This is a genomic window from Pseudorhizobium halotolerans (assembly GCF_902153235.2).
In the GTDB taxonomy this organism is placed as follows: domain Bacteria; phylum Pseudomonadota; class Alphaproteobacteria; order Rhizobiales; family Rhizobiaceae; genus Neorhizobium; species Neorhizobium flavum.
Genome location: NZ_CABFWE030000004.1, coordinates 86,108 through 99,777, shown reverse-complemented (window position 1 = coordinate 99,777; position 13,670 = coordinate 86,108). Strand labels below are relative to the sequence as shown.

The following is a 13,670-nucleotide window of genomic DNA, read 5'->3' as shown; positions in this document are numbered from 1 at the left end:
CAATACGGCAAAAACAGGTTCGTTGACAGGTGGCCGGGCATGCGTGATGCCCAAGCCCGGGCAGTGTCAGGCGTCGTAGCGGCGCAGAACGAGAGATGCGTTCGTGCCGCCGAATCCGAAGGAGTTCGACAGCGCGACATTGATGTCGCGCGACCGCGCCTTGTGCGGAACGAGGTCGATGGCCGTCTCGACGTCCAGATTGTCCAGGTTCAGTGTCGGCGGCGCGATGTTGTCGCGGATTGCGAGCGCGGAGAAGATCGCCTCGACCGCTCCGGCGGCTCCGAGCAGGTGGCCGATTGCGGACTTGGTCGACGACATGGAGATCTTCGAGGCGGCATTGCCCACAAGGCGCTCCACCGCACCAAGTTCGATGGTGTCAGCCATTGTCGAGGTGCCATGGGCGTTGATGTAGTCGACATCGGCAGGGGCAAGGCCGGCGCGCCTCAGCGCCATGGTCATGCAGCGGAACGCGCCGTCACCGTCCTCGGAAGGAGCGGTGATGTGGAAGGCATCGCCCGAGAGGCCGTAGCCGACGACCTCGGCGTAGATCTTTGCCCCGCGAGCCTTTGCGTGTTCCAGCTCTTCCAGAACGACGATGCCGGCGCCCTCCCCCATGACGAAGCCGTCACGGTCACGGTCGTAGGGGCGTGAAGCCTTCTGCGGCTCTTCATTGTGCTGCGTGGAGAGTGCCTTGCAGGCGGCAAACCCGGCAAGGGCAATGCGTGAGATCGGCGATTCTGCGCCGCCGGCGACCATCACATCGGCATCTCCGAGTGCGATCAGGCGCGCTGCGTCGCCGATGGCATGGGCGCCGGTGGAGCAGGCCGTCACCACGGAATGGTTGGGACCGCGAAGCTTATGGCGGATGGAGACCTGGCCGGAGACCAGGTTGATGAGGCGACCGGGAATGAAGAAGGGCGAAATGCGGCGCGGCCCCTTTTCCTTCAGCGTATAGCCCGCCTCCACGATGCCTTCGAGACCCCCGATGCCGGATCCGATCAGCACGCCAGTGGCGATCTGGTCCTCATCCGTCTGCGGATGCCAGTCGGCATCGTTGAGCGCCATGTCTGCGGCAGCCATGCCGTAAACGATGAAAGGATCGACCTTGCGCTGGTCCTTCTGCTCCATCCAGTCATCCGGATTGAAGCTGCCATCGGAGCCGTCGCCGGTGGGGATGCGGCAGGCGATCTTGGCCGGAAGGTCCTCGACCTCGAACTCCGTCACCTTTCTCGCCGCGTTTTGGCCGGCCAGCAGCCTCTGCCAACTGACCTCTGTCCCGCATCCGAGAGGAGATACCATGCCGGTACCGGTGATAACGACACGTCTCATCGCCAGCGTCCCACCCTAGTCGTCTTGTTCTAGTTAAATGAAACGGCCCGAACGAGCGGGCCGCCAAAGGAACCGAGGGATCAGTTCCGCAACAGTGTCGAGATAATCAGGCCTGGGCCTTCTCGATGAACTTGATGGCGTCGCCAACCGTCAGGATGGAATCGGCCGCGTCGTCCGGGATTTCGACGCCGAACTCTTCTTCGAAGGCCATGACAAGTTCGACAGTGTCGAGCGAGTCCGCGCCGAGATCGTCGATGAAGCTTGCGCCTTCGACAACCTTGTCGGCATCAACGCCGAGGTGATCAATAACAATTTTCTTAACGCGTTCTGCGATATCGCTCATGTCGGTTTCCTCGACCTTTATCTTCTCGAATGCCGCGATGGCATCCGCACCCTGTTGAAAACCTGCGCCGGCCTCCGAAAAGCAGGCTACGCGGGCAAACCCGTTCAACCCTCTGCAGGTTCCGATCACGGCAGCGAAAGCGCAATGATCCCCTGCGTTTCGGGGCGACTGTCCACAGTCATGGCCCGCTTAACATGCTTTCCATGTTCCGCAAAGCCAGAATTTGTTCCCGCTGAAAGCACCCACAGGCGAGTGTCTTCAGCGGCAACGCCGTCCTCAGATCATCGCCATGCCACCGTTGACGTGCAGCGTCTGGCCGGTGACATAGCCAGCTTCATTGGAGGCGAGATAGAGCACCGCAGCCGCAATGTCAGCCCCTGCCCCCATGCGTTTCATGGGAATGGCACCGAGGATAGCGTCCTTCTGCTTGTCGTTCAGCTTCCCGGTCATCGCACTTTCAATAAAGCCGGGTGCCACGCAGTTGACCGTGACATTGCGGGTGGCAATCTCCTGCGCCAGCGCCTTCGAAAAGCCGATCATTCCGGCCTTCGATGCGCAGTAGTTCGCCTGTCCCGGATTGCCGGTCACGGCAACGACCGAGGTGATGTTGATGATGCGGCCGAAGCGGCGACGCATCATCGGATGCGTGAGTTCGCGCGTCAGGCGGAACATGGAGGTCAGGTTGACCTCGAGAACATTGTCCCAGTCCTCGTCGCTCATGCGGACAAAGAGGCCATCCTTGGTGATCCCGGCATTGTTGACGAGGATGTCCACGCCTTCCAGCTCGGATTCGGCCTTCTCACCCAGCGCCTTAACCTCGTCCCGGTCGGAGAGGTTCGCCGGGAAGACCTTCACGCGGTCGCCCAGCTCCGACGCCAGCGCCTCGAGCTTTTCGACGCGCGTGCCGTGCAGGCCGACGGTCGCGCCCTGCCTGTGGAGAAGACGGGCGATCTCTTCGCCCAGTCCGCCCGTCGCGCCGGTCACCAGTGCCTTTCGGCCGGTCAGGTCAAACATGGTCCTATCCCCTTTGGAGTTGGTCAGCCGAGAATGGCGGCGAGTGCAGTCTCGATATCGGCGGGCGTGTTTATCGCGGTGCCGGATACGGTCTTGTCGATGCGGCGAGCAAGCCCGGTCAGCACCTTGCCCGAGCCTACCTCGTAGAGATCGGTGACGCCAGTGGCAGCAAACCATTCGACCGTCTCGCGCCAGCGGACCTGACCGGTCACCTGGCTGACCAGCAGGTCAACGATCTCGCTCGCATCGGTGACCGGTGCTGCACGGACGTTGGCGATCAACGGCACGACCGGAGCACGCTTGTCTACCTGAGCCAGCGCGTGCCGCATGGCATCTGCTGCCGGAGACATGAGGGCGGAATGGAACGGAGCTGATACCGGCAGCATGATCGCACGCTTGGCGCCCTTCTCCGTTGCCGAAGCGGCGGCTTTTTCGACGGCGGCCTTCGAACCGGAGATGACAAGCTGGCCACCGCCATTGTCGTTTGCGATCTGGCAGGCACCAGCGGCCGCGGCGTCACGGCAGACGGTCTCCACGTCCCCATGCTCAAGTCCGATGATCGCAGCCATGGCACCCTCCCCGACGGGGACAGCCGATTGCATGGCATTGCCGCGGATGCGCAGGAGCCGCGCCGTATCGGCAAGCGAGAATGTGCCGGCCGCGCAGAGAGCGGAATATTCCCCGAGCGAATGGCCGGCGACATAGGAAACCTTGTCGGCCAACGTCAATCCACGTGCTTCCATGACGCGGATGGTGGCAATGGATACGGCCATCAGCGCCGGCTGGGCGTTCGCCGTCAGCGTCAGCGTCTCCTCCGGGCCATTCCACATGATCTCGGAGAGCTTCTGATCCAGCGCATCGTCGACTTCCTGGAAGACTGCGCGGGCTTCCGGAAAGGCATCGGCAAGGTCCTTGCCCATGCCGATAGACTGGCTTCCCTGGCCCGGGAACGTAAACGCTATGCTCATGGGATGATTTCCTTCCCTTGTCATTTTTGCCTTCCCATTCACGTTCCAGTGGCGCGAGTCAAGGTGAAGAGCGCAAAGGGAGATTGTCGGGGCGGTGTACCGCCGGCCGCCATGCCGCCTTGCGAAAGCGCAAATCCTGCTTAAACTCCTGCCACCTTCCAAGACAGGACTGACTTCATGAAATTCAACAGATTGGGACGCACGGACATCTCCGTGTCGGAAATTTGCCTCGGCACGATGACCTGGGGCTCGCAAAACAGCGAGACCGAAGCACACGCACAGATGAACCATGCCATCGATGCCGGCATCAACTTCTTCGACACGGCCGAGCTCTATCCGACGACGCCGGTGAGCGCGGAGACCTACGGGCGGACTGAGGAATACATCGGTAGCTGGTTCAAGAAGAGCGGCCGGCGGAATGATGTCGTGCTCGCCACGAAGGTCGCCGGAAGCGGGCGCCCGCACATCCGGGACGGCCGCGATCTGGACGGCCAGAGCGTCCGCGAGGCGCTCGAGGCAAGCCTGCGCCGCCTGCAGACGGACCACGTCGATCTCTACCAGATCCACTGGCCGAACCGTGGCAGCTATCACTTCCGCCAGTGCTGGAGCTTCGATGCGTCGAAGCAGGATCGCGCCAAGGCTGCGGAGGAAATCGACGCTATTCTCTCCACCCTCGGGGACCTGGTGAACGAGGGCAAGGTGCGGGCCGTCGGCCTCTCGAACGAAAGCGCCTGGGGCACGCTCAAGTATCTGCGACTTGCCGAGGAAAAGAGCCTGCCGCGCGTCGCCTCCATTCAGAACGAATACAACCTCCTCTACCGCCAGTTCGACCTCGATCTCGCGGAGGTGGCGCATCACGAGGATGTCGGGCTGCTCGCCTATTCGCCACTGGCTGCCGGCCTGCTAACCGGCAAGTATCTCGACGGCGCCCGCCCCGAGGGATCGCGCGCGACGATCAACAGCGATCTCGGCGGCCGCCTGCAGCCACACCAGGAGCCTGCGGTCAAGGCTTACAAGGAAATCGCCGGAAAGCATGGCCTGGATCTGACGCAGATGTCTCTCGCCTTCTGTCTCAGTCGTCCCGTCATGGCTTCCGTGATCATCGGGGCGACGAGCATGGAACAGCTCCAGACGGCGATCGGCGCGAAGGATCTCAAGTTGAGCGACGACGTACTGAAGGACATCGCAAAGGCGCACCGGCAGTATCCGATGCCGATGTAAAACGGCAGGCTCCGTTCGGCCACCTCCTCGGCTCACGGACGGAGCCCTTGGCGCTGCTTCTACTCCAGACTGGACGTTAACCATCCGGAGCCGGCGAAGGATAGGCGACGTACGCCTGAAATGAGAACGTTAACCTTACCCCGCAACCCTGTTTCCGGGTTTCAGTTGCCAACCCGACGGTGATGCGGCTTCCTTGTGCCATGACTCAGGAAATTCACGAAGATCAGCCGACTGCCACCATCCCGGCAGGCGATCGTGCCTTGGAATTCGACTTCAGCGTACGAGCGCCACTGCGGGCCCACATCGCCAGGTGTGTCAATGCTGGCTGGAAACCGGAAGAGATCGTGCTGGCGCTGGCCGAGATGGCAAGCGAACTCGTGGAAGACGGCGACCTGCTCGGCAAACTACCGCACACTGCCCCGCCACGCCATTCTTCAGATGAATGGAGTGGCCCGTCCTCAGCCAACGGCTGACGAGTCGATCGGCGGGTTCAGGGAAACGACGACCGATGGCTTGCTTTCCCGCCAGAAATCCGTATAAGCGCGCCTGTTCGAAACACCCGGTCTTTCTGGCTGGTGGCTGAACGGAGGGCAGGCCCGGGCAACCGGGCTGCATGAACCACAGGGTTCAGGCCTCCCGTGTCTCCGCTCTCGACCGTCTCGATCAAACAACTTTTCTTGCTGGGCGTAACGCCTCTCAGGAGCAGTCGTTGAGGCTTAGCCGCCGAGGTCCGGGTGAACACAACCGCAAGAAAAGGCAAAGCTTACATGGCTCTTTACGAACACGTATTCCTTGCCCGGCAGGATGTTTCCGCTCAGCAGGTTGATGCCCTCGTCGAACAGTACAAGGGCGTCATCGAAGCTAACGGCGGCAAAGTCGGGCGCATCGAGAACTGGGGCCTCAAGTCCCTCACCTACCGCATCAACAAGAACCGCAAGGCTCACTACGCCCTGATGGACATCGACGCACCGGCTGCTGCCGTGCACGAGATGGAACGCCAGATGCGCATCAACGAAGACATTCTTCGCTACATGACGATCGCCGTCGAGAAGCACGAAGAAGGCCCGTCCGCGATGATGCAGAAGCGTGACCGCGACGACCGTCCGCGTGGCGACCGCCCCGGCTTCGGTGACCGCGATCGCGGCCCCCGTCCGGACCGTGGCCCTCGCGAAGATCGTGGCCCGCGTGAAGGCGGCTTCGAGCGTCGTCCGCGCGAAGACCGCGCGTAATCGAGCTTAAGGAGAAAACACAATGGCTGAAGCATCCTCTGCTCCCGCACGCCGCCCGTTCCACCGCCGTCGCAAGACCTGCCCCTTCTCGGGCGCCAACGCACCGCGGATCGACTACAAGGACGTCCGTCTCCTGCAGCGCTACATTTCCGAGCGCGGCAAGATCGTACCGTCCCGCATCACGGCCGTCTCCCAGAAGAAGCAGCGCGAACTGGCCAAGGCCATCAAGCGCGCCCGCTTCCTCGGCCTGCTGCCCTACGTCGTAGCATAATAGACTTCGAGATCCGCCGTCATCGTCGGCGGATCTCCTCCCTTCCGCGATGGGCGCGGATCGGAATAATCGAGATCCCATGTTGGGGATGAAGGACCTGAGAGATCGATTCAGGCCAGTCCCCTAACTGCTTGATGTGGCAGGACAGCGAGACCGTGAAAACTTCGAACCAGACAGTACTGCCAGTCGGCATCCTCGCCGGCGTCGTTGCTACGCTGCTCGCGCTGGGTGCGATGGCACAGCTGTCCTTTGCCGTCGTCATCTATGCCGCATCGGCCCTGCCGATCCTGATTGCCGGCCTCGGCTGGGGTAATCGCGCCGCCATCACGGCAATCATCACGGCCGGTGCCCTCGGGGCTCTTATGGTCTCCCCTCCCTTTGCTGCAACCATGGCCGTCTTCACCCTCGTTCCCGCAGGGTGGCTGTCGCACCTGGCAAATCTTGCCCGCCCCGCTTCTGAAATCGGTGGCCCCGACCGGCTGCTCGCCTGGTATCCGCTGTCGGACATTCTGCTGCATCTCTGCGGCCTCGTCACATTGGGAATGATCGCGCTCGGCGTCGTCATCGGCTACGGCCCGGACCTGACCAACGAACTGGTCGACATGATGACCACGGCTTTCCAGGCGCAGGATCCATCCTTTGCGCCTGACCCGGCAAGCCTTGAGCAGACCAAGCAGATGTTCGTGCTCATGCTTCCCATGGTCCAGGCGGGCCTATGGGTGCTGATGCTGTTTGCTGCCTTCTACATCGCCATTCGCGTCGTTTCTCGCTCCGCCCGCGCCCTTCGTCCACGCGAGGACATGCCGTCGGCGCTCAGGATGAACCGCAATGCGCTTTTCGTGCTCCTCGGAGGCATCCTCCTGACGTTCCTAGGCGGCGTGCCGGCCATGATCGGCGCCACCGTCTTCGGTGCATTCGCTGGCGGCTTCCTGATGGCCGGCTTCGCGTCACTACATTTCCGGAGCAAGGGCAAGGACTGGCGCCTGCCGGTGCTGGTGCTCGCCTACATCTCCTCGCTGCTGGTTCTGCCGGCATTCCTCATCCTCGTGCTCGGCCTGGCCGATACCCGGCGGGCGGTTGCGCTCACGCCGGCACGCGACGATCAACCCGAAAATCCAAGCTAACTGAAACTCGAAAGGACAAACCCATGGATGTCATTCTCCTTGAACGGATTGCCCGGCTCGGCCAGATGGGCGAGACTGTAAAGGTCCGCGACGGCTACGCCCGCAACTACCTCCTGCCGCAGGGCAAGGCGCTACGCGCCAACGACGCCAACAAGAAGCGCTTCGAAGCAGAACGTGCAACCCTCGAAGCCCGCAACCTCGAGCGCCGTTCGGAAGCCCAGAAGGTTGCCGACGCTCTTGAAGGCAAGACCTTCGTCATGGTCCGTTCCGCCGGCGAAACCGGTCAGCTCTACGGCTCGGTCGCTGCTCGCGACATCATCGAGGCGCTGGCTGCCGAAGGCTTCAACATCGGCCGCAATCAGGTCGACCTCAGCCTGCCGATCAAGACAATCGGCCTGCACAAGGTGACGCTCCTGCTGCACGCGGAAGTCGAGATCGAGATCGAGATCAACGTCGCCCGTACGGTCGAAGAAGCCGAGCGCCAGGCGAAGGGCGAGACCCTCACCTCTGCAGATGCCATCTACGGTGTCGACGAAGACGCACTTCGTCCGGAAGACTTCTTCGATCCGGACGCCGATCGCGAAGGCGACGAAGAATAATCTTCAGAGCGACGTGAAGAACAAGCCCTCGGCGGAGACTCCGCCGAGGGCTTTTTCATTCCGGTTCCGAAAGGCTGGGAGTTGCCTAGGCGAGGCGCTTTCCGGCTTCGTCGAACATGTGGATGTCGGCCTGTGCCGCGGCGATGCGGATCGTTTCACCGATGCCGATCTGGGAACGACCGGCAACGCGGAACACGATGGGGCTGCCGTCGGCGAGCGAGGCATGCACGTAGCTCTCGGCACCCACCAACTCGACGGCATCCACCTTCACCTCGCCCACGAAATCCGAGGGCGCATTCTCGTCGGCGATGACGATGTCTTCGGGGCGGATACCCACGGTATCCACGTTCACCGCCACGCCCGAACCGCTGGAGAGCGACCAGCCACTCCCTTCAACCGCCTTGCGCTTCAGGAGGTTCATCGACGGCGAACCGATGAAGGTCGCGACGAAGGTCGAGGCCGGGCGCTCATAGAGCTCGATCGGCGTGCCGACCTGCTCGATCTTTCCGCCATTGAGCACCACCAGCCGGTCGGCGAGCGTCATCGCCTCCATCTGGTCGTGGGTCACGTAGACGCTGGTCGTCGCGAGAGAGCGTTGGAGGCGACGGATCTCGACACGCATCTGGACGCGCAGCTTGGCGTCGAGGTTCGACAGCGGCTCGTCGAACAGGAAGGCCGCAGGCTTGCGGACGATCGCACGTCCCATCGCCACGCGCTGCCGCTGGCCACCCGACAGCTGGCGCGGCTTGCGCTCGAGGAACTGCTCGATCTCCAGCGCCCTCGCCGCTTCTGTAATCCGGCGGTCGATCTCGTCCTTCGGCGTGTTGCGGTTCTTCAGGCCGTAGGCGAGGTTTTGTCTGACGGACATGTGCGGATAGAGCGCGTAGTTCTGGAAGACCATTGCGATGTCGCGCTGCGACGGTTCCAACTGGTTGACGACCCTGTCACCGATAACGATCTCGCCGCCCGAGATGCTCTCCAGGCCGGCGATCATGCGCAAGAGCGTTGACTTACCACAGCCGGACGGGCCGACCAGGACGATCATCTCGCCGTCCTCGATCTTCAGCGACACGCCTTTGATCGCCTCGATATTGCCGCCATAGACCTTGCGGACATCCTTCAGTTCAATTCCGGCCATTACTTTTCAGTCTCCACAAGACCCTTGACGAACCAGCGCTGCATCAGAATCACCACCAGCACAGGCGGGATGATGGCGAGCACCGCGGTTACCATGACGTAGTTCCACGGGGTGGACGCGTCGGTGAAATCGACCATGCGCCGCAGCCCGATGATGATCGTGTTCATCTTCGCGTCGTTGGTGACGAGGAGCGGCCAGAGATACTGCGTCCAGCCGTAGATAAAGAGGATCACGAAGAGCGCTGCGATATTGGTTTTAGACAGCGGCAGCAGGATATCCTTCATGAAGCGGAAGGGCCCTGCGTTGTCGATGCGCGCCGCCTCGACCATTTCCCCCGGGATCGTCAGGAAGAACTGCCGGAACAGGAAAGTGGCCGTCGCGGATGCCATCAACGGTAGCGTCAGGCCTGCATAAGTATCCAGCAACCCGAGATCGACGATCACCTTGTAGGTCGGCAGGATGCGAACCTCCACCGGCAACATCAGGGTGATGAAGATCATCCAGAAGAAGCCCATCCGGAACGGAAAGCGGAAGAAGACGATCGCAAATGCCGACAGGAAGGAGATGATGATCTTGCCGATCGCGATCGCCATCGCCACCACGAAGGTGTTGAACAGCAGCCGCTCCAGGCTGACGCCCACGACCTGCTCCAGGCCGCCGGACATGGCGCCCGTATAATTCTCCACCAGATGGTCGCCTGGCAGCAGCGACATCGGCGGGCGGATGATCTCCACGGACGTCATCGTCGAGGCGACGAAGGTGTAATAGATGGGGAAAGCGACGATGATGATGCCGATGACGAGCATCAAATGGGCCATCAGCCTCGCGACGGGGCGGTTCTCGATCATGCGCGGGCCTCAACCATAATGCACTTTCTTCTCGACGAAGCGGAACTGGAAGGCCGTGAGCGCGATCACGATCACCATCAGCACGACCGACTGGGCGGCGGAAGAGCCGAGATTCAGGTTCACGAAGCCATCATTATAAACCTTGTAGACAAGCGTTTCCGTGGCCTTGGCGGGGCCGCCACCGGTGACGGCATGGATAATGCCGAACGTGTCGAAGAAGGCGTAGACCGTGTTGACGACCAGCAGGAAGAACGTGGTCGGGGCAAGTAGCGGAAAGATGATGGTCCAGAAGCGCCGAGTGCCGCGCGCGCCATCGATTGCCGCCGCCTCGAGCAACGACTTCGGGATCGCCTGCAGGCCCGCAACGAAGAACAGGAAATTGTAGCTGATCTGCTTCCACGCCGCCGCGACGACGACGAGCAGCATTGCCTGGTTGCCGTCGAGAAGCGGGTCCCACATCACGCCATTGCGGCGGAGGAGGTAAGCGAATGTGCCCATGGCCGGGTTGAACATGAAAAGCCACAGCATGCCGGCCACCGCGGGAGCGACCGCATAGGGAACGATCATGAAGGTGCGGTAGAAGCCGCGGCCCCGCACGACAAGATCGGCCGCCGTTGCCAGCAGAAGCGCCGTCCCCATCGCCAACAGGGCGGTCAGGAGGCTGAACACCACGGTGACCTGGAGCGAGTGAAGGTAGTTGGGATCGTTGAAGATCGCCGTGAAGTTGGCAAGGCCGACGAAAGTGCTCCGCAAGCCGAAGGGATCCTCGCGCATGGCGGACTGGTAGAGTGCCTGGCTAGCGGGCCAGAAGAAGAAGACAACCGTCAGGATGATCTGCGGAGCGACCAGGAAATACGGCAGTATCTTGTTGGGGAAGACGACGTTCTGCAAAAGCGCGGCCCTTCAGAAAACAGAAGTGCCGTCCGGACGATCTGTCCGGACGGCATGTCATTGGCGGGCTTAGTTGCCGAGTGCCTGCTGGATGGCGGCGTTGCCGCGCTCGACTGCCTTGTCGAGCGCTGCCTGCGCGTCTTGCTGGCCAGCGAGCATGGCTTCGAACTCTTCGTTCATGATGTCGCGAACCTGCGGCAGGTTGACGAGACGCACGCCCTTGGAGTTTTCCGTCGGCTCCTTGCCCATCATCTGCTGGATCGGCGTCTCGCGGCCCGGGTTCTTTTCATAGAAGCCCGAATCCTTCGTGGCGTTATAGGCTTCCATCGTCACCGGAAGGTAGCCGGAAACCTGGTGCAGCCGCGCCTGGATGTCGACCTGTGACAGGAAGTTGAAGAACTCGGAAATGCCCTTGTACTCTTCGTCCGTCTTGCCGCCGAAGACCCAGAGGCTGGCGCCACCCGGGATCGTGTTCTGCGGACGACCTTCGCCCTCGTAATAGGGAAGCTGGCCGATACCGTAGTTCATGCCGCTCTTGACGATGTCGCCGAGACCGCCGGAGGATTCGGTCAGGATGGCGCACTCGCCGGAGAGGAAGAGGTTCTTCGCTTCAGACGTGCGGCCGCCATAACGGAAGACGCCTTCCTTGGCGAGATCGGCGATCGACTGGAAGTGCTCGACGAACTGCGGCGCGTTGAACTTCAGCTCGACATTGGTGTCAGCCAGGCCATTCTCGTTGGTGCCGTAGGAAAGGTTGTTCCACGCCGAGAAGTTCTCGGTCTGGATCCAGGTCAGCCAGGTCGAGGTGTAGCCGCATTCGGCAGCGCCGCTCGACTTGATCTTGCGGGCAGCTTCCCAGACTTCCGGCCAGGTCTTCGGCGGGTTGTCGACATCGAGCCCGGCCTTCTCGAAGGCGTCCTTGTTGTAATAGAGGATCGGCGAGGACGAGTTGTAGGGGAAGGACAGCATCGTGCCGTCAGGCTTGGAATAGTAAGCGACGATGCCCGGAAGATACTTGGACTTGTCGAACGTATAGCCGCCCTTCTCGAGCACTTCGGCAACCGGAACGACCGCACCTTCAGCGCCCATCATGACGCCCGTACCGACGTCGAAGACCTGGATGATTGCCGGCGCGTTCTTGGCGCGGAAAGCGGCGATGCCAGCGTTCAGTGTTTCCGGATAGGTGCCCTTGAACACGGGAACGATCTTGTAGTCGCTCTGCTTCTCGTTGAATTCCTTGGCGAGCGTGTCAACAACCTCATTGTTGGCGCCCGTCATGGCATGCCACCATTGCAGTTCCGTCACGGCCAGCGCACTGGATCCCCAGAGCAGCGCAAGGCTCGCAGTGGCTGCCGAAGCAGCGATCTTCGTAGTTTTCATGGTCTTCCTCCCTTTCGATGACTGACTGGCTTTTCACGGCGGGGCCCGTTTTCACCTGTTGCCTCACCGTAATCGTTCAAACCTAAATCAGCTAACTCAAAAACGCGCGCTTTGACAATGGGATAATCGCTAGCGACTTTCGATTCCCTTTCGTTTCTTTTTCGAACGGGCTCGTGTTTACCCTGTTCGCACCTATGGACCTGAATAGAGCGCCAGCGAGGTGCCAAGAGTTGACATCCGGGCGTGACCTTATCCATGGTGGCGGAAACAGGAGAAAGGGAACCCCAATGAAACTGAAGAAGAGTTTTCTCGCCATCGCCGGCGTAGTGGCAATCGGCGCCAGTGTCGCGCTCGCGCAATCGCCCGCCTTCTTCCGCATCGGCACCGGCGGCACCGCAGGAACCTACTATCCGATCGGCGGCCTGATCGCCAACGCGATCTCCGGCGCCGAGGGCAAGGGTGTCGAAGGACTGGTCGCAACGGCGGTCGCTTCGAACGGCTCCGTCGCCAACATCAACGCCATCCAGGGCGGCTCGATGGAGTCCGGCTTCACCCAGTCCGACGTCGCCTACTGGGCCCACACGGGAACCGGCCTCTATGAAGGCAAGGGCAAGGTCGAAGATCTGCGTCTGATCGCGACGCTCTATCCCGAGACGATCCATGTGGTGGCCCGCAAGGATGCAGGCATCAACTCGATTGCCGACCTGAAGGGCAAGCGCGTGTCGATCGACGAGCCTGGCTCCGGCACGATCGTCGATGCCCGCATCGTTCTCGGCGCCTACGGCCTCACCGAAGACGACATCCAGGCCGAGCACCTGAAGCCCGGCCCCGCCGGCGACCTGCTGCGCGACGGCGGCCTCGACGCCTACTTCTTCGTCGGCGGCTATCCGACCGGCGCGGTTTCCGAGCTCGCCACCTCGGCGGGCATCTCGCTCGTGCCGATCAGCGGCCCCGAAGTCGACAAGCTGCTGGAAGAGTACAGCTTCTTCTCGAAGGACACAGTACCGGCCGAAACCTACAGCGGCGTCGGGGAAACGCAGACGATCTCGGTTGCTGCGCAGTGGGTAACCAGCGCCAAGCAGTCGGACGATCTCGTTTACAACATCACCAAGACGCTGTGGAACGAGAACTCCCGCAAGGAACTCGATGCCGGTCATGCCAAGGGCAAGATGATCACCCTGGAAAATGCCACGACCAGCCTCGGCATTCCGCTGCATCCGGGTGCAGAACGCTTCTATAAGGAAGCGGGCGTCCTGAAGTAAGCGCATCGCGCTTGACAGAGACAGCGGCGGTCTGCCCAGAGCTGACCGCCGCT

At 61.7% G+C, this 13,670-nt stretch carries 15 protein-coding genes; 7 read left to right on the top strand and 8 right to left on the bottom strand.

Going from position 1 to position 13,670, the window contains the following annotated elements:
* Positions 1 to 66: 66 nt before the first annotated feature.
* The 4 genes from fabF to fabD all read right to left on the bottom strand — a co-directional run bounded on the left by fabF (position 67) and on the right by fabD (position 3,654).
* Positions 67 to 1,329, bottom strand: a complete 1,263-nt coding sequence (fabF, locus tag FN060_RS03760) for a beta-ketoacyl-ACP synthase II (RefSeq protein ID WP_142586926.1) — start codon at positions 1,327 to 1,329, stop codon at positions 67 to 69.
* Positions 1,330 to 1,435: 106 nt separating this feature from the next.
* Positions 1,436 to 1,672, bottom strand: coding sequence for an acyl carrier protein (locus FN060_RS03755; RefSeq protein WP_029618457.1), 237 nt, complete (start codon positions 1,670 to 1,672; stop codon positions 1,436 to 1,438).
* 276 nt (positions 1,673 to 1,948) lie between these two features.
* Positions 1,949 to 2,686, bottom strand: a complete 738-nt coding sequence (gene fabG / locus FN060_RS03750) for a 3-oxoacyl-[acyl-carrier-protein] reductase (protein ID WP_142586925.1) — start codon at positions 2,684 to 2,686, stop codon at positions 1,949 to 1,951.
* A 23-nt stretch (positions 2,687 to 2,709) separates the two neighbouring features.
* The gene (gene fabD / locus FN060_RS03745) at positions 2,710 to 3,654 is read right to left on the bottom strand and encodes an ACP S-malonyltransferase (RefSeq protein ID WP_142586924.1); all 945 of its coding nucleotides are present in this window, start codon (positions 3,652 to 3,654) and stop codon (positions 2,710 to 2,712) included.
* A gap of 177 nt (positions 3,655 to 3,831) precedes the next feature.
* Between fabD and FN060_RS03740 the strand changes: the two genes are divergently transcribed.
* The 6 genes from FN060_RS03740 (at position 3,832) to rplI (ending at position 8,098) form a co-directional block, all read left to right on the top strand.
* Positions 3,832 to 4,875: an aldo/keto reductase gene (locus FN060_RS03740; RefSeq protein WP_142586923.1), complete on the top strand. Its 1,044-nt coding sequence runs from the start codon at positions 3,832 to 3,834 to the stop codon at positions 4,873 to 4,875.
* A gap of 200 nt (positions 4,876 to 5,075) precedes the next feature.
* Entirely contained in the window at positions 5,076 to 5,348 is a 273-nt protein-coding gene (locus FN060_RS03735; protein ID WP_142586922.1) for a hypothetical protein, read from the top strand.
* A gap of 294 nt (positions 5,349 to 5,642) precedes the next feature.
* The gene (rpsF, locus tag FN060_RS03730) at positions 5,643 to 6,104 is read left to right on the top strand and encodes a 30S ribosomal protein S6 (RefSeq protein ID WP_052637783.1); all 462 of its coding nucleotides are present in this window, start codon (positions 5,643 to 5,645) and stop codon (positions 6,102 to 6,104) included.
* 22 nt (positions 6,105 to 6,126) lie between these two features.
* Positions 6,127 to 6,375: a 30S ribosomal protein S18 gene (gene rpsR / locus FN060_RS03725; RefSeq protein WP_052637782.1), complete on the top strand. Its 249-nt coding sequence runs from the start codon at positions 6,127 to 6,129 to the stop codon at positions 6,373 to 6,375.
* Between the two features lie 155 nt (positions 6,376 to 6,530).
* The gene (locus tag FN060_RS03720) at positions 6,531 to 7,499 is read left to right on the top strand and encodes a DUF2232 domain-containing protein (protein ID WP_425312135.1); all 969 of its coding nucleotides are present in this window, start codon (positions 6,531 to 6,533) and stop codon (positions 7,497 to 7,499) included.
* 23 nt (positions 7,500 to 7,522) lie between these two features.
* A complete protein-coding gene (gene rplI, locus FN060_RS03715; protein ID WP_052637780.1) occupies positions 7,523 to 8,098 on the top strand; it encodes a 50S ribosomal protein L9 in 576 nt (191 codons plus the stop codon).
* Between the two features lie 85 nt (positions 8,099 to 8,183).
* On the opposite strand, the gene FN060_RS03710 is transcribed toward rplI, so the two are convergent.
* The 4 genes from FN060_RS03710 to ugpB all read right to left on the bottom strand — a co-directional run bounded on the left by FN060_RS03710 (position 8,184) and on the right by ugpB (position 12,355).
* The gene (locus tag FN060_RS03710; RefSeq protein ID WP_142586920.1) at positions 8,184 to 9,236 is read right to left on the bottom strand and encodes a sn-glycerol-3-phosphate import ATP-binding protein UgpC; all 1,053 of its coding nucleotides are present in this window, start codon (positions 9,234 to 9,236) and stop codon (positions 8,184 to 8,186) included.
* Positions 9,236 to 10,084 (bottom strand): sn-glycerol-3-phosphate ABC transporter permease UgpE, encoded by an 849-nt coding sequence (gene ugpE / locus FN060_RS03705; protein WP_142586919.1) that lies wholly within the window; start codon positions 10,082 to 10,084, stop codon positions 9,236 to 9,238. Before ugpE ends, FN060_RS03710 begins: the two co-directional genes overlap by 1 nt.
* Before the next feature lie 9 nt (positions 10,085 to 10,093).
* The gene (gene ugpA, locus FN060_RS03700) at positions 10,094 to 10,975 is read right to left on the bottom strand and encodes a sn-glycerol-3-phosphate ABC transporter permease UgpA (protein ID WP_052637777.1); all 882 of its coding nucleotides are present in this window, start codon (positions 10,973 to 10,975) and stop codon (positions 10,094 to 10,096) included.
* Between the two features lie 69 nt (positions 10,976 to 11,044).
* The gene (ugpB, locus tag FN060_RS03695; protein ID WP_142586918.1) at positions 11,045 to 12,355 is read right to left on the bottom strand and encodes a sn-glycerol-3-phosphate ABC transporter substrate-binding protein UgpB; all 1,311 of its coding nucleotides are present in this window, start codon (positions 12,353 to 12,355) and stop codon (positions 11,045 to 11,047) included.
* Positions 12,356 to 12,642: 287 nt separating this feature from the next.
* Here ugpB and FN060_RS03690 point away from each other — a divergent pair, with 287 nt between their 5' ends.
* Entirely contained in the window at positions 12,643 to 13,617 is a 975-nt protein-coding gene (locus FN060_RS03690) for a TAXI family TRAP transporter solute-binding subunit (protein WP_142586917.1), read from the top strand.
* Positions 13,618 to 13,670 lie beyond the last annotated feature (53 nt).